The following is an 18930-nucleotide window of genomic DNA, read 5'->3' as shown; positions in this document are numbered from 1 at the left end:
AGCGGGGTCACCGTGAGCACGCTGTACAGGACCGCGCCGAACGTGATCGCCCACGTCCCGACGCTCAGCGCCCGCTCGGCGGATCGGATCTGCGCGGGACTCATCGCCGCCTTCATCGCGGCCCCCGAACCGTGCGCTGTGAGCGGGCGGTGAGCGCGCTCACGGCGTCCGTGAACGCGGCGAGCACGTTGTCGGGCACGCCACCGGCCACGCGCCGCTCACGGGCGGCAGCCTGGTGACGGCGCGCACTGACGGTCCGGCGCTCGGCGGGGGTGAGGCCGCCGAAGACGCCCTCGGGCTCGCGGCGCTCCAGGGCCAGTTCCAGGCACATCGTGCGGACCGGGCACCCGGCGCAGATCATCTTGGCGCGGCGCTCGGCCCACTCGGCGGCCTCGGGGCCGATCTCCTCGGGGTCCGGGTAGAACAGGTCGGTGTCGGCGCCAGCGCAGGCGGCGCCGCGCAGGTCACCGTCCCCCGCCGGGCGAACCTCGGCGAGCACGGTGGCCGCCGGGCGGGCCGTCCGGTGCGGGGCGCGGGTGCCGGTGAGGTACTGGGCGCGGTGCAGGCTCACGCGGCGGCCCTCCAGGTGAGCGCCCGGCGGCGCTCGGCCTTGCGCATCAGCGCGGAGGCGAAGCGGGCGGCCGGCGGGTCCAGGTCCCGCAGGATGTCCCGTGCGGCGTCGAGTCGGGCCCGCATCTCCTCCGGGCTCTCCGTCTCGCTGCCGGTGAACAGTTCGGCGTCGATGCCGAAGCCGAGCGCGAGTTCCGCGAACTCGCCCGGCGTCGCGGCGTCCTGGCCTGCGACAATCAGTTTCATGGGTCGGTGTCCTTCACTCGGACGGCCCTGAGCGGTCCCGGTGTTGCAGCACCGGGACCGCAGCCGTTTAGCGGATCGGGCGCTCAACGAGCGGCCGCGGAAACCCGACGTGGCCGACCCGCCGGGTGGGCGGGACGGTCACGCCGGGAGTCGTGAACGCTGGTGGAGCAGCCTCACCGGCCAGCAGAGGCCCGGCGAGGCGACCTATGTCTCACACGATCGATCAAGAACATCGGGACACCTCCTCGGTTCGGGCGGGCAAAGAAACTCACTGCAAGGGGGCCACTAATGCCCCACTCTCCGGCCGTTGCTCGCGGTCGCCGGGCCACCTCGCCAGTCAGGGCCGGACCTAGCCGAACCCCTATCCCCTGGCCTTTGCGGAGATTGCAGCGTCCTCCGCCTCAGCTCACAGATGACCTTCGAAGCGCTGCTATGCCGCCCTTCAGGTGCATCTGTGCAGGTCAAGCAAGCCCTAGAGTCATATTGAGGACTTGTCCTCAACTCCTCTTTAGGACTTGCGACCTGCGAATGACTATGACGGGTTCTCAGGAAGTCGTCAACTCCTCTTGAGGACTTATCCTGAGCGAGTCACACACCGAGGGACGGCGGAGGCCACCATGGCGAAGGTGTACGAGCGCATCGCAGACGCGCTGCGGGAAGAGATCCGCACAGGTCAGCGCAAGCCTGGCGAGAGGCTGCCCGCCGAGACGGCGCTGTCGGACCAGTTCGGAACGAGCGTGCCGACCGTGCGGCAGGCGGTTGGTGTCCTGGAGGCCGAGGGCCTGGTCGAGAAGCAGCACGGCCGGGGGACGTTCGTCCGGAAGGAGTCGACCAAGGTCGTTCGGGACGGTGCCCGACACCAGTGGGAGAAGGACCGAGCGCGTCAGCCCGAATCCGAGAGGCTCAAGACAGGAGCGACCGAGCGCGACACCGGTTTGACCGTTAACGACCTCGTCTTCTCGGCAACGTACGCGCAGGTGGCCGCAACAGCGGAGCTTGCGGAGGAGTTCGGCGTGCCCGAGGGCGCCATGCTGCTTCGCAGGACGTACCGAACCAGGAACCGGGAGGAGCGGACGCCACTCAACCGCGCGGAGTCCTACCTGTTGCTCGACATGGTGGCCGGCAACCCTGACCTGCTGCGTGACGACCAGGAACCGTGGCCCGGGGGAACCCAGAACCAGCTCTGGACGGTGGGAATCGAGCTGGACCGGATCGTGGAAACGTTCCAGGCCCGGCCGCCCACGCCGGAAGAGGCGGAGGAATTGGGCCTGCCGGTGGGCGTGTCGGTGATCATCTGTCGCAAGATCAGCATCGACATCAACGACCGGGTGGTCGAGGTCTCCCACGTCATCCTGCCGGGCGACCGCACTGAGCTGACCTTCACGAGCAAGCTGACAAGGTGGTGAGCATGACCAACATCGTGACCATCATTACGGCGGTACATGGACCGTCGGCCCCGTTCCTGGCCGATGCCTACAAGTCGCTTGTCGACCAGCAGCTTCCCGACGGATGGGGATGGCAGTGGGTGATTCAGGAGGACGGGGAGACGGATGCGGTCGCGCCGCACGTCCCTGACGACCCTCGGATCAGCTTCGGCCAGGGCCGCCATGGGCGCGCCGGCGTCGCCCGAACTCTGGCGCTGTCCCGCGCGGAAGGCGAATTCGTCAAGGTCCTGGACGCTGACGACATGCTGACCCCGGGCACCCTGGCCCGCGATGTGGCCGCGCTGAACGACCCCGACATCTACTGGACCACGTCGCGTGTGCTTGACCTTCTGCCGGACGGCTCCACCGTCGGGTTCGACCAGGATCCGCCGGAAGGCCCGATCGAGCGTGGCGCCGTGCTTGAGCACTGGAAGGCCCACGACTTCCGCGCCCAGGTGCACCCCGCGACGCTGTGCGTCCGCCGGGACTTGCTCCTGGCACTCGGCGGCTGGATGGCGCTCCCCGCCTCCGAGGACACGGGCCTTCTGCTCGCGCTGAACGCCGTGAGCCGGGGGTGGTTCAGCACCGAAACGGGACTTCTGTACCGCAAGTGGCCCGGGCAGAGCACCAGCCAAGCCGCGCACGTACACGAGGGTGAGCGGTCGGCGCGTATGGCCGTCGTCGAGGCCCGGGCACGGGCACTGGCTGCGCTCGAAGGGTGGCGAGTCAGCAACTGACTCCGCTCTCAGCAGCCCGCTGGGAGCCGTTGGGAGAAACTCGGGAGAAGATCTTGAGATTCACCCCGCGCTAGCACCACGAGAGCCGACGGAACCCGACGCTCTGACCTGCACGTTCGCACGTTTACGCAGGTCGGCTCTCACCCCGACCCTCATTCGGGACGAAGAGGCCGTGGGTTCAAATCCCGCCACCCCGACCCAATGCAGAGGCTCTGCCGGAGAAATCCGGCAGAGCCTCTGTCGTTTTGCGTGTGCGGCCGGGTGACCGGGCCTCAAGGGCTCGGCCACCGGCGGGGCGTGGTGGCGCGGGTCACACGGGGAGGGTTCGTTCGGGGCGGGGGGTGATGGGGGTGAGTGGGGGGAGGTGGGATTCGAGGGTGTGGGCGGCGTGGAGGGCGAGGTCCTCGCGGTAGGGGCGGGTGATGAGCTGGACGGCGGTGGGGTGGCCGAGGGTGAGGCCGGTGGGGACGGTGACGGCGGGGACACCGGCGAGGCTGGTGGCGGTGCAGAGGCCCATGGCGGTGGCGACGCGGTCGCGGGAGGCGGGGTCGCGGGATTCGAGGCCGGGGGCGGGGATGGGGTCGGTGTAGACGGGGGCGAGGAGGAGGGGGAAGTCGGCGAGGAATTCGGCCCAGGCCCGGCGGATGGTGAGCCAGGTGCCCATCAGGGTCATGAACTCGGCGGAGGTGGCCGGCGGGGTGCGGTCCATGACGGGTGCGAGGTAGCGGTCGCCGCCGGGGCCGAGGAGGGGGCGGACGGACGGCCAGGTGGGGGCGAACTCGGTGATGGTGAGCAGGTCGTAGGCGGCGAGGGTCTCGTCGAGGCGGGGGACGTCGGGGACCTCCTGGACGTCGTAGCCGGCGTCGGCGAGGACGGCGGCGGCGGTGGCGACGGCGGCGCGGGCGGTGGGGTGGACGCCGTGGCCGCCGGGGTCGGCGACCACCGCGACCTTGACGGGGCCGGGCAGCGGTTCGCCGTCCAGGGGGGCGGGGACGGCCCGCGGGTCGCGCGGGTCGGTGCCGGCGAGGAGTTCGAAGGCGAGCCGGAGGTCGGCGACGCTGCGGGCGAACGGGCCGTCGACGACCAGGAACTGGGAGGCCGGGCCGGGGTCGGCGGGGCCGAGGATGCGGTGGTCGGCGGGGAACCGGCCGTAGCTCGGCTTGAGGCCGGCCACGCCGCAGAAGGCGGCCGGGACGCGGATGGAGCCGCCCGAGTCGTTGCCGAGGCCGAGGGCGGCCATGCCGGTGGCGACGGCGACCGCGTCGCCGCCGCTGGTGCCGCCCGGGGTGACGGTCGGGTCCCAGGGGTTGACGGTGTCGCCGAAGAGTTCGCTGCGGCTGTGCATCCCGGACAGGACCAGGGTGGGGAGGTTGCTGTGGCCGATCGGGATCGCGCCGGCGGCGCGGAGGCGGGCGACCGGGGGCGCGTCGGCGTCGGCGACCAGGTCGCGGAAGCGCGGAACGCCGAAGGTGGTCGGGACGCCCTCGATCGCGGTGGTCTCCTTCACCGTGAACGGCACGCCGGCCAGCGGGCCGAGCGGTTCGCCGGCGGCGCGGCGGCGGTCGGTGTCGGCCGCCTGGGCGCGGGCGCGGTCGGCGAGCAGCTGGGTGATCGCGTTGACCTGGGGATTCACCTCGGCGATCCGGTCGAGGTGGGCGTCGATGAGCTCGCCGGCGGAGATCTCGCCGGTGCGGACGGCGCGGGCCTGGGCGGAGGCGGTGAGGGACCAGGGGAGTGCGGAGGGATCGGTGTCGGACATGGCTGCGCTCCTGGGGAGGGGACGTAGTGATGCAGGTGCATCGGAAGCGTAGTGTGTGAACCGATACGAACGCATCGGATTAAGTGGGGAGCACGACGTGCCCAGGCAGGTGGATCTGGCGGAGCGGCGGCGGGTGATCGCCGAGGCGGTCTGCCGGCTCGCCGACGAGAGCGGTCTGGAGGGCGTCACGCTGCGGGACGTCGCCGAGCGGGCGGGGCTCTCGATGGGGGCCGTCCAGCGGTGCTTCCGCACCAAGGAGGAGATGCTGGTCCACGCGCTCCGGCACATCGGCGGGCGGATCGAGCGCCGGGTGCGGGAGCGGCTGGGCGCCGGCCCGGCGCAGTCCTCGGCCAGTGCGGTCGGCTACGCGGCGGAGGAGCTGGCGCTGCTGCGGGCGGAGCACCGCAGCGAGGCGCGGGTCTGGCTGGCGTTCCTGGCGCAGGCGGCGGTGAGCGAGGCGCTGGCCGGGCCGCTGCGGGCGGGGTACGCGGCGTCGGAGGAGCTGTTCCTCGGACTGCTGGCCGAGGCGGGTGTCGCGCCGGAGGTGCGGGAGGTCGAGGTCCGGACCCTGCTGGCGCTGGTGGACGGGCTGACCGCGCACGTGCTGGTCGGACAGCTGACGGAGGGCCGGGCGGCCGAGGTGTTGCACGCGCACCTGGAGCGGCTCTGGCGGGGCTGAACGGCGGTCAGCGCGCGGTGGCGGCAGCGGCGTGGAGGACGTCGCGGACGGCCGGCACGGCCTCGCGGTCGGCGCGCCAGACCAGGCGGAGGCGGAGCGCGGGGACGAGAACGGCGGCGGGGACGGCAGGGGGGACGGCGGGGGCAAGCCGGCGCAGGGTGCCGGCGGCCAGCTGCTCGTGGACGGCGGACTCGGGGAGCAGGGCCATGCCGAGGCCGCGCTCGGCGCAGGCCCGGGTGGCGGCGACGTCGCCGGTGTGCAGGCGTTCCACCTCGGGGCCGAAGAGCCGGTCACCGGCGAGGCGGAAGGAGCAGGCCGGCGTGTTCACCAGCAGGCGCTGACCCGGGTCGGGGGACCCGGGCGCGGCGACCAGGACGAGGGGGACGTCCTCCAGGTCGAGGTGGGCCAGCGGGACCGGAGGCGGGACGAAGCCGAGTTCGCCGAGCGGGCCGGCGGTGTCCAGCAGCAGCGCGGCGTCCAGGCCGCCCGCCGCGACACCGTGCAGCAGGCCGTCCCGGTCCGCGTCGGTGTGCAGGGCGACGTCCAGCTCCGGATGGTGCCCGGTGAGCCGGGCGAGCACCCGGGGCGCGTGGGTGGCGGCGACCGTCTCCAGGGTGCCGAGCCGCAGGACCGTGCGGGCGGCGGTGACCTCGCGGCGGGCCTGGTCGGCCTGGTCCAGCAACCGGCGGGCCCAGGGCAGCAGCCGGCGCCCGGCCGGGGTCGGCGTCATCGCCCGCGGCGAGCGTTCGAACAGGGCGGTGCCGAGCGAGCGTTCCAGGGTGCGGAGTTGCTCGGCGACGGAGGACGGCGCGAGGCCGAGGGCCGCGGCGGCGTCGGTGACGGTGCGGTGGACGACGACCGCCTCGAAGGTGCGGAGCTGTCTGAGTTCCATGCGCGGTCCGGCCCCCCTGGTGTCCTGCGCGGGGGTCCAGGGTACGGCGGCACCGTGTGCGCGGCGGCCGGGAGGCCTGCCGGGTGGACCGAGGGGAAGGCCGGGGAGAGGGCCGGGGAGGCGGGGAGGGCCGGGGCCCGCCGGCAGGGGGTACCGGCAGGCCCGGGCCGCGCTGATCGTCGGTCAGCCCGTGGTGAGCGGCGCCACCGTGACGATGATCGAGCAGGACGGGTCGCCCGCGCCCTGCTGCAGGACCACCCCGACGCGGTCCCGGCGGGCGGGGTCGCGCGGCAGCTGGGTCACCTCGACCAGGCAGGGCTCGTCCAGCTCGACGTAGCGGCTGAAGTCGCACTCCATGGCGACGGCCATCACCGGCGCCTGGTGGTGCAGCGCCTGCGCGGCCTGCCGGGCGGCGTCCAGCAGCAGCGAGCCGGGCACGTGGTCGACCGGGTGGTCGAAGTGCACCGGGTGGTGGGTGTCGACCCGCAGCTGCCAGCGCCGGGCCCGGTCGGTGGCGGAGAGCGCCACCTCCTGCGGCACGGCGCGGCCGGCCCGGGCGACCGGGATCGGCGCGGGCAGCGGGACGGCGCGGGCCATCATCTCGGCGGGGTCGCCCTTGTCGGCGCGCAGCCGCCGGTAGATCGCCGGGGTCTGGACGGTGAAGCGGGTCTGCGCGGTGGCGATCGGCTCGCCGTCGCGGCTGACCACGTAGGCGAGCGTCAGCGCGGCCACCCGGTTGCCGCGGCGGACCACGTCCTGGCAGACGGCGTCGATCTGCACCTCGTCGTGGGCGTCGCCGGCGCGCCGGACGCGGGCGGCGCCGCTGTCGGCGGCGCCGCGCTGGCGCGGGACCGTGTCGTGCGCGCCGGCCCACAGGCCGCCCGGGATGAGCGCGTAGCCGAAGTGGTCCCAGATCAGCTGGTGGCCGACCGGGACGCCGAAGGCCGCGTGCGAGAGCAGCGGGAAGGTCTGACGGACCGTCTCCACCAGGAGCATCGGGTCGTGGTAGCCGTTGCGGACGCCGTAGGCGCGGTGGTCGCGCGGCCACCGCGCGGTGATCCGGTAGGAGTCCTCGGCCAGCTGCTCCCAGCCGGTCAGCAGGACCTCCTCGGCGGCCCGCTTGTGCACGTACTCCTGGGGCACGGCGGTCGGCGCGACGGCCGTGCCGTCGGTGCGGCCGTCGGCCGGTGCGGCGGCCGATGCGCCGGTCATGGCTTCGTCAAGCGAGGTGGAGACGGTGGTGCTGTGGTCTGTGCGAAACATGGATGCACTCCCCCAGAGTGGCCACAGGCAAGGTGAAAGATCGGCGCTCCGGTGTGTACGCCGGGCCCCATGGCGAATAACATAGAGGTCGTTCTTTTTGTTTGTCGAGACGTTTGGAGTTACTCGTGGCAAGAGCCAAGCAGGAACGAGCCGTACGCACCCGCGAGACCATCCTGAGGGCCGCCGCGCAGATCTTCGACGAGTACGGCTTCAGCGGTTCCAGCGTCAGCAAGATCATCAACCAGGCGGGCACCACCCAGGGGGCGATGTACTTCCACTTCAAGTCCAAGGAGGACCTCGCCAAGGCGGTCATCGACGAGCAGGCCTCCGACCTGGAACTACCGGGGCAGCCGACGGGACTGCGCCAGCTGATCCGGATCACCCTCTACCTGGCCGACGAGCTGCAGGAGAACGTGCTGCTGCGCGCCGGTGTGACCCTCGCCGTCGAGCAGGGGCAGCTCGGACTGCGCGACTTCAGCCCGTACGAGATGTGGGCCGAGCAGTTCCGCGCCGAGCTGGACGCCGCCCGGCGGGCCGGCGAACTGCTCGACGACCTCGCGCTGGAGGAGCTCGCCCAGGTGCTGGTCGCGGCGTACACCGGCTCGCAGATCATGTCCCACCTGCGCACCGGGCGGGCCGACCTGCCGGAGCGGATCGTCCAGCTGTGGTGGTTCCTGCTGCCCGGCATCGCACCCGCGCCGGTGGTCGCCGAACTGCGCGCGTACGTCCTGGAGTACGGGAAGCAGCCGGCATGAACGAGGTACGGGGGACACGGGGGAAGAACGACGGACGGGCGGGCACCGACGGGCCCACCGTCCTGCTGACCGGGGCGGGCGGCTTCATCGGCTCCGCCGTCCTGGCCGCGCTGCGTGCGCTGCCGGGGGTCGGCGAAGTCCGGGCGCTCACCCGCTCGGCGGCGCCGGCCGGAACCGTCCCGGTCGCGGCGGACCTCGCCGACCCGGCGACGCTGCGCGGCGCGGCGGACGGCGCGGACGTGCTGATCCACCTCGCCGCGCTGGTCGCCGGCCCGGAGCCGGAGTGCGCCGCGGTCAATGTGCACGGCACCCGGGCGCTGCTGGCCGAGGCCGGGCGGGCCGGGGTCGGCCGGATCGTCCACCTCTCCACCTCCGCGGTCTACGGTGCCGGTCCGCACCGGGGCCTCGGGGTGGACGAGGCGGCGCCCGCGCCGGTCTCGGCGGCCAGCCGCACGCGGCTGACCGGCGAACGGGCGGCGCTGGAGGCCGGGGCGGTGGTGCTGCGCGCCCCGCTGGTGCTCGGTGCGGGCGACCGCTGGGTGGTGCCCTGCCTGGCGGACCTGCTCCGCCGGGTACCGGCGCGCTGGGACGGCGGCGGGGCACTGCTCTCGCTGGTCGACGTGACCGACCTGGCCCGGCTGATCGCGGACCTCGCGCTCGCCCCGGAGCCGTCGGCGGCCACGCCCGGGGTGCACCACGCCGGGCATCCCGAACCCGTCACCGTCGCACGGCTGTTGGCGGCACTCGCGGAGCACGGTGTGCTTCCGCCGGCACCCGGGGTCGACTGGCCGTGGGACCGCTGCGTCGCCGAGCTCGACAGGGTCCCCGGAGTGTACGGCGAGCGGCAGCTCGATCTGATGGCCCGTCATCACTGGTACCGCAGCGAGGAGATCTGGCGACTGACCGGCACCGACCCCGGCCCCGGGCCGCTGCGCCGGCTCGCCGGGGCAGCGCCCTGGTACCGCGCCCACCTCGCCGGGGAGCCCGCCGCGGCGCCTGCCGCGACTCCCCGGGCGACGCCCGAGGCGACTCCCGCGGATGCCCCGACCTCCGCCCGCTTGCGGGCATTTGCGAAGGAAATGCCAAAGCCGCCCGAGGATCCCAGGGATGCCGTGCGTATGCATCGCGCCGAGGCGTAACGTCGGAGCGTCACCGTACCGGTACTCACCGGCACGCCCCGACCGTGCGAAGGAGCCACGCCGACCATGTGGTTCGTCCCCCCTCACTCCCCGGCCGACCCGCTCGCAGCCTGTCCCGACGTCCCCCGCCCCCGCCGATCGGGGGCGGACACGGGCGTCGGCACCTGTACGCACCGAGGCCCCACCGGCCGGGCGGGCGGTGCGCGATGAAGCAGGAACGCGCCCAGCAGACCCACCGGGCGCTCCTGCACGCGGCCGCCACCGAGTTCGACCGGCACGGCTACGCGGGCACCTCACTGGCCCGGGTCAGCCAGACCGCCGGGGTCACCATGGGGGCGCTCACCTTCCACTTCCCGTCCAAGGCCGCACTGGCCGACGCGGTACGCACCGAGGCCGCCGCGCTCACCCGGGCAGCGGTCGCCCGAGCCTCCGGGCCGGACGGGCGACGCGACACGGGTGTCGTGGAGTTGCTCGACACGCTCACCCGCCTGCTGGACGAGGAGCCGAGCGTACGGGCAGCCGCCCGGCTCACCTGGGAGCAGCCGGAGTCGGCCGGCAACTGGCACGCGGGCTGGAGCCCGGACCTGCGTGACCGGCTGGCCCGTGAACGGTCCACCGCCCCCGCGGCCGATCCCCGCGAGGACGTCTACCCGTTCACCCCGGGCCCCGGCCGCGGCCCCGGCGACGCGACCGGCAACAACACGAACACAAGCGGCGGCGCCGCCAGGGCCCGCGACCTCGCCGGCCTCGACAGCACGGACCTGGAGACGCTGGCCCACTGCCTGGTGGTCGGCTCGGAGGCCCTGCGGCGCGGAATCGTCACCCTGGACGGCGACGACCCGGCCGCCCGGGCGGAGGTCCGGCAGCGCCTCGGACGCCTCTGGCGCCGTGCGGTGACCGGTCCGCCCGCCCCGGGCGTACGCTGCTGACCTGCCAGGACACGCCCTCACCCGAGGTCAACCCACCGCCCGCACCGGCCGTTTGACGCCGGTGCGGGCGGTGCCGCGTTCTCCGGCCACCGGGCACCAGGACTTGCCAAAACCGGTCCAGGGCCCGCACGGGACTCAAAAACAAAGAGATCGTTCGCTATTCTTTTGGGGACGGCATCTCAAGGCATCTCACGGCACCACACCGATCCCGGGGAGCTCACATGGACGCTCAACCCCTGTCACCGGCCGGCGAAGCCGCGGTCTCCCGGTTCGCCGAGCAGGTCTTCGCCCACCTGACCCGGATAGACCAGCGCCGCTGGGCCCGCTCCTACCTGCACGGACTGCTCGCGGCGCCCGGCCGCAAGTCCCTGTCGAACATGGCGGCGAGCCTGGCGACCGGGCCGACGGCGACCACCGCCTCGCTCTCGCTCCAGCAGTTCATCAACGGCAGTCCCTGGGACTGGCGCCCGGCCCGCCGGGTGCTGGCCCGGCTGGCCGCCGGCGACCGCCCGGTCCGCGCCTGGACGGCCACCCTGGCGGTCATCCCCAAGCGCGGCGACCAGGCGGTGGGCGTCCACCGCCGGTTCGTCCCGGACGCCGGGCGCACCGTCAAGTGCCAGGCCGCGCCCGGACTGTTCGTCGCCACCGACCGGGACGCCGTCCCGGTGGACTGGTCGCTGCTGCTCGACCCGAGCTGGACGGACGACCCGCAGCGCCGCACCCGCGCCCGGATCCCCGACGGCCTCGCCCCGTTCTCGGCCGGCGAGCTGCTGCTCGGGATGGTCGACCGGCTCACCGGCCTCCTCCCGATCGCGCCACTGGTCGCCGACCTCGGCGTGGCGGACGAGCCGCTGCGGCTGGCCGGCGCGCTGGCCCGGCGGGGCGTCCCGTACCTGCTGGAGGTCCGCGGCGGCCAGGCCGTCCGGCCGGTGCTGCAGGCCGCCACGGGCCGGCCCGGACGGCTCCAGCAGGGCACCGTGACGGCCGAGGCGCTGTTCCCGCGCCGCCGGCCGCGGACGCCGGGGGCCCCGCAGCCGGTGCTGCGCGGCACTCCCGTCCTGCTGCCCGGCCCGCTCGGCGCATCCGGTCCGCAGGGCTCGCCCGTGCACCGGCTCTGGGCGCACGGCGGCGGTCCCGGACAGCCGCGGCGGTACTGGCTCACCAACCTGGCCGAGGACGCGCCCGGCGTGCTCGCGCTGCTGGACGCCGGTGCGGCCACCCGGACCACCGTGGACCGGCTCGGTTCGGACTTCGGCCTGCTGGACTTCTCCGGCCGCTCGTTCACCGGCTGGCACCACCACATGACGCTGGTCTCGGCCGCGCACTCGCTCGGCCGAGACCTGCCCGGACGCACCCCGGAAATCATCCGGGAAAGCCTCCGCAATTCCGCCTGACAATGGCTCGGGCGACTTGCCGAAGACGTCCGAATCGCATTGACCGAAATACCCGCCGCAGCGGATGATTCCAGTGTCGGGAAATTCACCGGGGAACCCACCGCAACACCCGCCGGTGAATTCACCGAAAGCACCACCAGAAGCACCACCGAAAGCACCACCGCGCGAACCACCGGAAAGCCCGGCGCAACCCGGAGAGGAGGTGAGCACCATGAGCACGGCAGCCGCCGCGGACCCCCTGGTCGACACGTTCCCGGAAATTCTCGGCGAGCAGCTCTTCGCCTCGTTCGACCGGGCCGACTACCGGATCAAGGCCGAGGAATACCTGCGCGGCCTGCTCGGCACGGCCGGCCGGAAGTCCATCAGCAACATCGCCCGGACGCTCGGCGACCCGGGGGCGGTCCAGCGGCTGCACCACTTCATCCGCAACTCCCCCTGGGCCTGGGCGCCGGTCCGGGAGGCCCTGGCCGCCCGGCTGGTCGAGGCGTGCACCCCCCGCGCCTGGCTGGTCCGGCCGATGTTCATCCCGAAGTCCGGCACCCGCTCGGTCGGCGTCGGACGCCGGTTCGTCCCCGAGCTGGGCCAGCTGGCCGGGGCCCAGCGGGCCGTCGGCCTCTGGTACCTGGCCCCGCGGCTCAACGCTCCGGTCGACTGGCAGCTCCAGCTGACGGACCCGCCCCACCGGGCCGTCCCGCCGGAGCCGCACACGCCGCCCGGGGCGGGCGCGAGCTGTGCCACCGGGGACTCCCTGGACCGGCAGGCCGCGCTGCTCGGACCGCTCGCGGACCGGCTGCCGGCCACCGCCGCGGCCACCCTGATCTGGGACGGCTGCCCGGCCGAACCGGGCGGGCTGTTCGCGGCCGGCCGGGAGCTCGGCCTGCGGGTGGCCGTCCGGGTCGACCCGACGACCCGGCTCACGCCGGTCACGGCCCCCACCCGTGACCGCGGCCGGGCCCTGCCCGCCTACCAGCTGTTCGCCTCCGCCGGCGCCCGCCGGCTGGCCGGCACCTCCGGCCCGCCCGGGGTCGAGGCACACGTGGTCCGGGTCGCCCTGCCGGGCACCCCGGCCGAACTGCTCCTCTACGCGGAGTCCGGGACGCGCCCCACCGCGTTCTCCGGATTCTGGCTGACCGATTCCGGACCGGACCGGGCCGCCGAATTCCCCCGGCTCTTCCGGCTGGCCGGCGGCGTCGAGGAGGACCGCACCGTCATCGGTGAACGGGTCGGCCTGCGCGATTTCGAAGGGCGTTCCTTCGAGGGCTGGCACCGGCACATGACGCTCGCCTCCGCGGCCTATGCCGCGGTGGCGCTCGGACGCCACCCCGTCTGATCACCACCCCCTGCACCGCCACCACCGCACCGTGAATTCACCCATGCCTTCACAAGGGAAAAGGACATGCTTGTCTTCGAGAATTACCCGAGCGGTCTCACCTACAGCCGGTCCTCGGACTCCTGGCGGGTGCGCGCGGTCAAGCCCGTCGAGTACGAGGTGCGCGTCTGCAACGGCGTCTTCGACCCGGCCAGTACCGCCCTGATCGAGCAGACGGCCGGAGCCGAGGGCGGCAACCGCCGCTTCGTGGTCATCGACGCCGAGGTCGACCGCCTGCACGGCGAGCGGATCCGCCGCTACTTCGAGCACCACGGCGTCGACTACTTCCTCCAGGTGGTCCGCGCCGACGAGACGCTCAAGGAGTTCGAGACCGCCTCCGACATCGTGGTCGCGCTGGACTCCTTCGGCCTCGACCGCCGGCGCGAGCCGATCATCGTGATCGGCGGCGGCGTCCTCATGGACATCGTCTGCCTGGTGGCCAACCTCTACCGCCGCGGCACCCCGGTGGTGCGCGTGCCCACCACGCTGATCGGCCTGGTCGACGCGGGCGTCGGGGTGAAGACCGGCGTCAACTTCAACGGCCACAAGAACCGCCTGGGCACCTACTTCGCCCCGGTGCTCACCCTGCTCGACCGTTCCTTCCTCGCCACCGTCGACCGCCGGCACATCGCCAACGGCATGGGCGAGATCCTCAAGATGGCCCTGATCAAGGACGCCCGGCTGTTCGAGCTGCTGGAGCAGCACGGCCCGGCGCTGATCGAGCGGAAGTTCCAGGACGACGCGCTCGGCGGCGACCCGGCCGGCGAGGTCCTGCGCCGCGCCATCCACGGCATGCTGGAGGAGCTCCAGCCGAACCTGTGGGAGGCGGAGCTGGAGCGGATCGTCGACTACGGCCACACCTTCTCCCCCACCCTGGAGATGCGCGCGCTGCCCGCCCTGCTGCACGGCGAGGCGGTCACCGTCGACATGGCGCTCACCACCCTGATCGGCTGGCGCCGCGGCCTGGTCGACCTGGAGCAGCGCGACCGGATCCTCGCCGTGATGCGCGCGCTCGAACTGCCCAGCTGGAACGAGCTGCTGGACGCCGATCTGCTCGACGCGGCGCTCCAGGACACCGTCCGCCACCGCGACGGCCAGCAGCGCCTGCCGCTGCCGGCCGGCATCGGCGACGCGGTCTTCGTCAACGACGTGACCCGCGACGAGCTCGCCGTCGCCGTCGAGGACCTCCGGGTGCTCAACGCCCGGGAGCTCAGCCGTGTCTGACGCCGCACCGACCGGCGGCCTGCTGGTCGCGGACACCCGGGACGCCTCCGAGATCCACGGTGTGCACGGCGCCCCCGGCCTCACCTACTGGAAGGCGCTCGCCAGCCGGCAGCACCTGGAGGCCGAGGTCGAGGCGATCGAGGTCGCCCGGATCCCGCCCGGCGGCCTGAGCGGCGAGCACCGCCACACCCGCACCGAGGAGATCTACTTCATCCTCCGCGGCCACGGCGAGTTCCTGGTGAACGGCGAGGTGCGGCCGGCCCGTCCCGGCTCCCTCCTGCTGACCGGGATCGGCACCGTGCACGGCCTGCGCAACACCGGCGCCCCCGCGGGCGTCACCGACCCCGGCTTCGGCAGCGCCCCCGAGGGGCACCTGGAGTGGCTGGTCATCGAGATGCCGGCCCCGGCCACCTCCGAGGTGCTGCACGGACTGGCCCCCGACGCCCCGACCGCCGAGTTGATCGAGAGGAAGAACGAGACGATGCGGCTGCACGATCTGCGGGAGGAGAAGGCGGTCGACCCGGCCGGCGTCTTCACCGGTCCGCTGCGCCTGGTGGAGATCCGGGAGCTGGCCGGCGGCGCCGGGGCCGCGTTCGGCGCGCACACCGCCGAGCACACCGTCTTCGTGCTCACCGGCTCCGGCACGGCCGTGGCCGGCGACACCGAGGTGGAGCTCACGGCCGGCACCGCGATCACCCTGCCGTTCGGCGCGGACGCGGTGATCACGGCCGGTGCGGACGGTCTGGAGTTCTTCCACGCCGAACTCGCGGTGCCGGCGCGGGGCACGTCCGGGCAGAACGCGGCCGGGCGGGCCGCCCGATGATCGTCAGCCGCGCGCTCCGGCCGGTGGACTGCGACCCGGCGGCGGCCGGCCCCGAGCGGCGGACCTGGTCCTGCCTGGCCCGCCGGGGCATGCTGCACAGCGAGACGGAGACCTTCGACCTCTGGCGGCTGCCGCCCGGCGAGCGCCTGGTCCACGAGGTCCGGGACGGGGTCGAGGAGGCCCTGTTCATCCTCTCCGGCACCGGCACCGCCACCCGCGGCCCCGACGAACTGCCGCTCTCCGAGGGCTCGTTGCTACTCGCCCGGCACGACTCCGAGGTCACCGTGACGGCCGGCCCCGAGGGCCTGCGCCTGCTCAGCACCCGCGTCCTGCCGCGCGCGCTGAGCACCGCCCTCCCGGCCCGCGTCCCCCAGCTCGACTGACCACCCGGCATCCGAATCCCAGAACCAGGAAGTGGGAAGAGTTCCATGCGCAATCTCAGTCGCCGCACGTTCGTGGCCGGTGCCGGGGCGACCATCGGCACCGCCACGGCCGGCGGGCTCCTCGTGCCCGCCGCCCGGGCGGCCGCGGAGGACACCAACGGCTCGGCCTCCAGAACGATCCGCAACGGTGACCTGATCACCGTCACGCCCGACCAGCCGCGCTACGTCGACCTGATATCCGGCTTCAACCCGCGCTGGGAGGCCCGGCCGAAGGGCGTCCGGCTGCCGCGCACCACCGCCCAGGTGGTGCAGGCCGTCCAGGACGCCGCCGACAAGAAGCAGCGGCTCACCATCCGCGGCGGCGGCCACTGCTACGAGGACTTCGTCTACAACGCCGAGGTCGAGGTCGTCGTCGACATGAACCTCATGGACGCGGTCGGCTACGACCCGGGCCGGCGGGCCTTCGAGGTCGAGGCGGGCGCCACCCTGCTCAAGGTCTACCAGACCCTCTACGAGGGCTGGGGCGTCACGATCCCCGGCGGCGTCTGCTACGCGGTCGGCGTCGGCGGGCACGTCACCGGCGGCGGCTACGGCAACCTGTCCCGCAAGCACGGCCTGGTGGTCGACCACCTGTACGCGATCGAGGTGGTCACCCTCGGCGCCGACGGCCGGGCCCGGGCGATCGTCGCCACCCGCGAGGCCAACGACCCGCACCGCGACCTCTGGTGGGCCCACACCGGCGGTGGCGGCGGCAACTTCGGCGTGGTCACCCGGTACTGGTTCCGCTCGCCGGACGCCACCGGCAGCAACCCGTCCGACCAGCTGCCCAAGCCGCCGGCCGAGGTGCTGATCGCCATCCCGAGCTGGTCCTGGGAGAACATCACCCGCACCGGCTTCGCCAACATGGTCCGCGCCTACGGCACCTGGTTCGAGCAGAACAGCGGCCCGGACTCGGACTACACCGGCCTCACCAGCTGGCTGTTCCTGAACCACAAGGTCTCCGGCAGCCTGGTGCTGCTGCTCCAGGTCAACGGCGACGTGCCGCAGGCCGAGCAGCGCGCCAAGGACTTCGTCCAGGGGCTGAGCGACGCGCTCGGCGTGCCGCACACCGGCGACGTGGTCCGGCTGCCGTGGCTCAAGGCGGTCAAGTACATCGGCACCATGGACGGCTCGCAGACCAACCCCCAACTGCGGGCCGGCCACAAGTCGGCGTACATGAAGAAGGGCTTCCCGGAGAGCCAGATCGCGGCGATCTGGAAGCACCTGACCCGCACCGACTACACCAACCCGAAGGGCGGCCTGGCCGTGGTCTCCTTCGGCGGGAGGATCAACAGCGTCGCCTCCGACGCCACCGCGCTCCCCCAGCGCGACGCGATCTTCAAGCTGCTGTACCAGACCTACTGGACCGCGCCCGCCGACGACGCCCCCAACACGGCCTGGCTGCAGGAGTTCTACCGCGAGGTGTACGCCGACACCGGCGGCGTCCCGGTCTCCAACCGGGTCACCGACGGGTGCTACGTCAACTACGCGGACCGCGACCTCAGCGACCCGCAGCAGAACACCTCGAACGTCCCGTGGACCACGCTGTACTACAAGGACAACTACCCGAAGCTCCAGCGGGTCAAGCAGACCTACGACCCGAAGGACTTCTTCCGGCACCGCCAGTCGATCCGGCTGCCCGGGAGCGTCCGGTGAGCGCCGCGGCCGGCGGCGCTCCGGCCGGCTCCGGGCGGAACCTCTCCCGGCTGCCGTCGCTGACCGGCATGCGGTGGATCGCCGCGCTGCTGGTCTTCCTGACCCACGTGTCGGTGGCCAAGCCCTTCGACACCCCCGCGCTGAACGACTTCATGTCGGACTACCTCAGCCGGGCCGGCTTCCTGGGCGTCGGATTCTTCTTCGTGCTCAGCGGCTTCGTGCTCACCTGGTCCGCCAAGGAGGGCGACCGGCCCTCGGCCTTCTACCGCCGGCGGCTGTTCAAGCTGTACCCCAACCACGCCGTCACCTGGCTGGTCGGACTGCTGCTGATGGCCCGGGCCGGCGTCGAGCTGACCGCCGCCGGGACGGTGCCCTCGCTGCTGCTGCTGCAGAGCTGGATCCCCTCGCTGGAGGTCATCGGCGGTACCAACGGCCCGAGTTGGTCGCTGGCCTGCGAGGTGCTGTTCTACCTGAGCTTCCCGGTGATCCTGCCGCTGGTGCGGCGGATCCGGCCGGAGCGGCTCTGGCTCTGGGTGGGCGTCATGACGGCGGTGCTGTTCGCGCTGCCACTGATCGCCCAGCTGCTGCCGGGCAGCCCCAACTCGCCCTGGCAGCCGCTCTCCTTCTGGCGGTACTGGTTCGTCTACTTCCTCCCGGCCGCCCGGCTGCCGGAGTTCGTGCTCGGCATCCTGCTGGCACGGATCGTCCGGACCGGACGCTGGGTGGCCATCGGCTGGCCGGTGGCGGCGCTGCTCACCGTCGCCGGGTACGCGCTGATGATCACACTGCCGGACGCCTGGGGCATGGCCGCGCCGACCGCGCTGCCGGTCGGGCTGCTGATCGCCGCGGTGGCCGCCAGGGACGCCGCGGGGGTGGGGACGCCGTTCGCCGGCCGGACCATGGTCTGGCTCGGCGAGGTCTCCTTCGCCTTCTACATGGTCCACTTCCTGGTGATCCAGTACGGACCGCTCGGCCTCGCGGCGACCGGATCGGCCGGCGCGAACACCTGGAGCACCCCCGGTGCCCTGGGAGTCATGGGGATCACCCTGGCGCTGAGCATCGGCTTCGGCTGGGCGCTGTACCGCCTGGTCGAGGTGCCGGTGATGCGTCGATGGGGTCGGTCCTCCAAGGCCGCGGCCAAGTCCGGTCCGGCCGGCACCGGTTCGGCCTCGACCGCCCCGGCAACGGGATCGGGATCGGGATCGACCCCGGCCCCGGCCCCGGTCGCGGGCACCGGAGCGGCGCGCTAGGCCGGCCGCCTCAGGCCGACACCAGCGCGTTCAGCTCGACCACCTCGGCCTCCCGCCGGGCCGCCGCGACGATCCCCGCCAACGCGGCCCGGCTCGCCCCGAGCGACAGCAGCTGCTGGTCGAGCAGGTCGAGCCGCTGCTCCAGCACCTCCAGCATGCAGGGGGCCACCGTGCCGTCGCCGCCCACACAGGGCAGCACGTCCCGGATGGCGCTGGTGGAGAGCCCCGCCCCCAGCAGGGCCCGGATGTGCCGCACCACCGCCGGCGCGTCCTCGTCGTACCGGCGGTGCCCGCCCTCGGGCCGACGGGCCTCCAGCAGGCCCTGCTCCTCGTAGTACCGCAACAGGCGGACGCTGACCCCGGTCCGCGCCGCCAGCTCACCGATCCGCATGTGACACC

The 18930-nt window shown here is 73.2% G+C and carries 19 protein-coding genes and 1 pseudogene; 13 read left to right on the top strand and 7 right to left on the bottom strand.

What is annotated here, in order from left to right:
- The 3 genes and pseudogenes from ACFVUH_RS19080 to ACFVUH_RS19070 all read right to left on the bottom strand — a co-directional run.
- Positions 1–104 (bottom strand): annotated as a pseudogene (locus ACFVUH_RS19080) (DUF2637 domain-containing protein); the annotation flags it as partial.
- Between the two features lie 8 nt (positions 105–112).
- Positions 113–571, bottom strand: coding sequence for a WhiB family transcriptional regulator (locus ACFVUH_RS19075; RefSeq protein ID WP_387914450.1), 459 nt, complete (start codon positions 569–571; stop codon positions 113–115).
- Positions 568–816 (bottom strand): hypothetical protein, encoded by a 249-nt coding sequence (locus ACFVUH_RS19070; protein WP_387914448.1) that lies wholly within the window; start codon positions 814–816, stop codon positions 568–570. Before ACFVUH_RS19070 ends, ACFVUH_RS19075 begins: the two co-directional genes overlap by 4 nt.
- A 617-nt stretch (positions 817–1433) precedes the next feature.
- On the opposite strand from ACFVUH_RS19070, the gene ACFVUH_RS19065 reads away from it, so the two are divergent.
- Together ACFVUH_RS19065 and ACFVUH_RS19060 are read left to right on the top strand one after the other, a co-directional pair.
- Positions 1434–2222, top strand: coding sequence for a GntR family transcriptional regulator (locus ACFVUH_RS19065; protein ID WP_387914446.1), 789 nt, complete (start codon positions 1434–1436; stop codon positions 2220–2222).
- A gap of 2 nt (positions 2223–2224) precedes the next feature.
- Entirely contained in the window at positions 2225–2977 is a 753-nt protein-coding gene (locus ACFVUH_RS19060) for a glycosyltransferase family 2 protein (protein WP_387914445.1), read from the top strand.
- 310 nt (positions 2978–3287) lie between these two features.
- Here ACFVUH_RS19060 and ACFVUH_RS19055 read toward each other — a convergent pair whose 3' ends face one another.
- Entirely contained in the window at positions 3288–4736 is a 1449-nt protein-coding gene (locus ACFVUH_RS19055) for an amidase (RefSeq protein WP_387914444.1), read from the bottom strand.
- A 97-nt stretch (positions 4737–4833) separates the two neighbouring features.
- Between ACFVUH_RS19055 and ACFVUH_RS19050 the strand changes: the two genes are divergently transcribed.
- Positions 4834–5415 carry a TetR/AcrR family transcriptional regulator gene (locus ACFVUH_RS19050; RefSeq protein ID WP_387914443.1) on the top strand — a complete coding sequence of 194 codons (582 nt, stop codon included), beginning with the start codon at positions 4834–4836 and terminating at the stop codon, positions 5413–5415.
- A 7-nt stretch (positions 5416–5422) separates the two neighbouring features.
- On the opposite strand, the gene ACFVUH_RS19045 is transcribed toward ACFVUH_RS19050, so the two are convergent.
- A complete protein-coding gene (locus ACFVUH_RS19045; RefSeq protein WP_387914441.1) occupies positions 5423–6307 on the bottom strand; it encodes a LysR family transcriptional regulator in 885 nt (294 codons plus the stop codon).
- 183 nt (positions 6308–6490) lie between these two features.
- Positions 6491–7570 (bottom strand): ScbA/BarX family gamma-butyrolactone biosynthesis protein, encoded by a 1080-nt coding sequence (locus ACFVUH_RS19040; protein ID WP_387914439.1) that lies wholly within the window; start codon positions 7568–7570, stop codon positions 6491–6493.
- Positions 7571–7695: 125 nt separating this feature from the next.
- Here ACFVUH_RS19040 and ACFVUH_RS19035 point away from each other — a divergent pair, with 125 nt between their 5' ends.
- From ACFVUH_RS19035 to ACFVUH_RS18990, 10 genes are all read left to right on the top strand, one after another.
- Positions 7696–8325, top strand: coding sequence for a ScbR family autoregulator-binding transcription factor (locus tag ACFVUH_RS19035; protein ID WP_355360391.1), 630 nt, complete (start codon positions 7696–7698; stop codon positions 8323–8325).
- The gene (locus tag ACFVUH_RS19030; protein WP_387914437.1) at positions 8322–9464 is read left to right on the top strand and encodes an NAD-dependent epimerase/dehydratase family protein; all 1143 of its coding nucleotides are present in this window, start codon (positions 8322–8324) and stop codon (positions 9462–9464) included. The genes ACFVUH_RS19035 and ACFVUH_RS19030 overlap by 4 nt, the downstream gene beginning before the upstream one ends.
- Positions 9465–9670: 206 nt before the next feature.
- Positions 9671–10393: a TetR family transcriptional regulator gene (locus ACFVUH_RS19025; RefSeq protein ID WP_387914436.1), complete on the top strand. Its 723-nt coding sequence runs from the start codon at positions 9671–9673 to the stop codon at positions 10391–10393.
- Between the two features lie 221 nt (positions 10394–10614).
- Positions 10615–11787: an IS701 family transposase gene (locus ACFVUH_RS19020; protein WP_387914434.1), complete on the top strand. Its 1173-nt coding sequence runs from the start codon at positions 10615–10617 to the stop codon at positions 11785–11787.
- A 211-nt stretch (positions 11788–11998) separates the two neighbouring features.
- Positions 11999–13117 carry a transposase gene (locus ACFVUH_RS19015; RefSeq protein WP_355360403.1) on the top strand — a complete coding sequence of 373 codons (1119 nt, stop codon included), beginning with the start codon at positions 11999–12001 and terminating at the stop codon, positions 13115–13117.
- 66 nt (positions 13118–13183) lie between these two features.
- Positions 13184–14380, top strand: a complete 1197-nt coding sequence (locus ACFVUH_RS19010) for a sedoheptulose 7-phosphate cyclase (protein WP_355360406.1) — start codon at positions 13184–13186, stop codon at positions 14378–14380.
- Positions 14373–15203, top strand: coding sequence for a cupin domain-containing protein (locus ACFVUH_RS19005; protein ID WP_355360408.1), 831 nt, complete (start codon positions 14373–14375; stop codon positions 15201–15203). Before ACFVUH_RS19010 ends, ACFVUH_RS19005 begins: the two co-directional genes overlap by 8 nt.
- Positions 15200–15586 (top strand): hypothetical protein, encoded by a 387-nt coding sequence (locus ACFVUH_RS19000; RefSeq protein ID WP_355360411.1) that lies wholly within the window; start codon positions 15200–15202, stop codon positions 15584–15586. The genes ACFVUH_RS19005 and ACFVUH_RS19000 overlap by 4 nt, the downstream gene beginning before the upstream one ends.
- Positions 15587–15631: 45 nt before the next feature.
- Positions 15632–17281, top strand: coding sequence for an FAD-binding oxidoreductase (locus ACFVUH_RS18995; RefSeq protein ID WP_387914431.1), 1650 nt, complete (start codon positions 15632–15634; stop codon positions 17279–17281).
- Entirely contained in the window at positions 17278–18531 is a 1254-nt protein-coding gene (locus tag ACFVUH_RS18990) for an acyltransferase family protein (RefSeq protein ID WP_387914430.1), read from the top strand. The genes ACFVUH_RS18995 and ACFVUH_RS18990 overlap by 4 nt, the downstream gene beginning before the upstream one ends.
- Positions 18532–18541: 10 nt before the next feature.
- Here ACFVUH_RS18990 and ACFVUH_RS18985 read toward each other — a convergent pair whose 3' ends face one another.
- Positions 18542–18922 (bottom strand): MerR family transcriptional regulator, encoded by a 381-nt coding sequence (locus ACFVUH_RS18985; protein WP_355360420.1) that lies wholly within the window; start codon positions 18920–18922, stop codon positions 18542–18544.
- Between the last annotated feature and the right edge of the window lie 8 nt (positions 18923–18930).

The sequence above is a fragment of the Kitasatospora sp. NPDC058032 genome, from assembly GCF_042885845.1.
GTDB lineage: Bacteria > Actinomycetota > Actinomycetes > Streptomycetales > Streptomycetaceae > Kitasatospora.
The sequence above is the reverse complement of the archived record's forward strand: the minus strand, read 5'-3'. Positions and strand labels throughout refer to the sequence as shown.

What these genes read in the sequence shown, in the direction of transcription:
- ACFVUH_RS19070 (WP_387914448.1), bottom strand. Translation starts at nt 816, where the DNA reads ATGAAACTGATTGTCGCAGGCCAGGACGCCGCGACGCCGGGCGAGTTC.
- ACFVUH_RS19065 (WP_387914446.1), top strand. Translation starts at nt 1,434, where the DNA reads ATGGCGAAGGTGTACGAGCGCATCGCAGACGCGCTGCGGGAAGAGATC.
- ACFVUH_RS19060 (WP_387914445.1), top strand. Translation starts at nt 2,225, where the DNA reads ATGACCAACATCGTGACCATCATTACGGCGGTACATGGACCGTCGGCC.
- ACFVUH_RS19055 (WP_387914444.1), bottom strand. Translation starts at nt 4,736, where the DNA reads ATGTCCGACACCGATCCCTCCGCACTCCCCTGGTCCCTCACCGCCTCC.
- ACFVUH_RS19045 (WP_387914441.1), bottom strand. Translation starts at nt 6,307, where the DNA reads ATGGAACTCAGACAGCTCCGCACCTTCGAGGCGGTCGTCGTCCACCGC.
- ACFVUH_RS19040 (WP_387914439.1), bottom strand. Translation starts at nt 7,570, where the DNA reads ATGTTTCGCACAGACCACAGCACCACCGTCTCCACCTCGCTTGACGAA.
- ACFVUH_RS19030 (WP_387914437.1), top strand. Translation starts at nt 8,322, where the DNA reads ATGAACGAGGTACGGGGGACACGGGGGAAGAACGACGGACGGGCGGGC.
- ACFVUH_RS19025 (WP_387914436.1), top strand. Translation starts at nt 9,671, where the DNA reads ATGAAGCAGGAACGCGCCCAGCAGACCCACCGGGCGCTCCTGCACGCG.
- ACFVUH_RS19020 (WP_387914434.1), top strand. Translation starts at nt 10,615, where the DNA reads ATGGACGCTCAACCCCTGTCACCGGCCGGCGAAGCCGCGGTCTCCCGG.
- ACFVUH_RS19015 (WP_355360403.1), top strand. Translation starts at nt 11,999, where the DNA reads ATGAGCACGGCAGCCGCCGCGGACCCCCTGGTCGACACGTTCCCGGAA.
- ACFVUH_RS19010 (WP_355360406.1), top strand. Translation starts at nt 13,184, where the DNA reads ATGCTTGTCTTCGAGAATTACCCGAGCGGTCTCACCTACAGCCGGTCC.
- ACFVUH_RS19000 (WP_355360411.1), top strand. Translation starts at nt 15,200, where the DNA reads ATGATCGTCAGCCGCGCGCTCCGGCCGGTGGACTGCGACCCGGCGGCG.
- ACFVUH_RS18995 (WP_387914431.1), top strand. Translation starts at nt 15,632, where the DNA reads ATGCGCAATCTCAGTCGCCGCACGTTCGTGGCCGGTGCCGGGGCGACC.
- ACFVUH_RS18985 (WP_355360420.1), bottom strand. Translation starts at nt 18,922, where the DNA reads ATGCGGATCGGTGAGCTGGCGGCGCGGACCGGGGTCAGCGTCCGCCTG.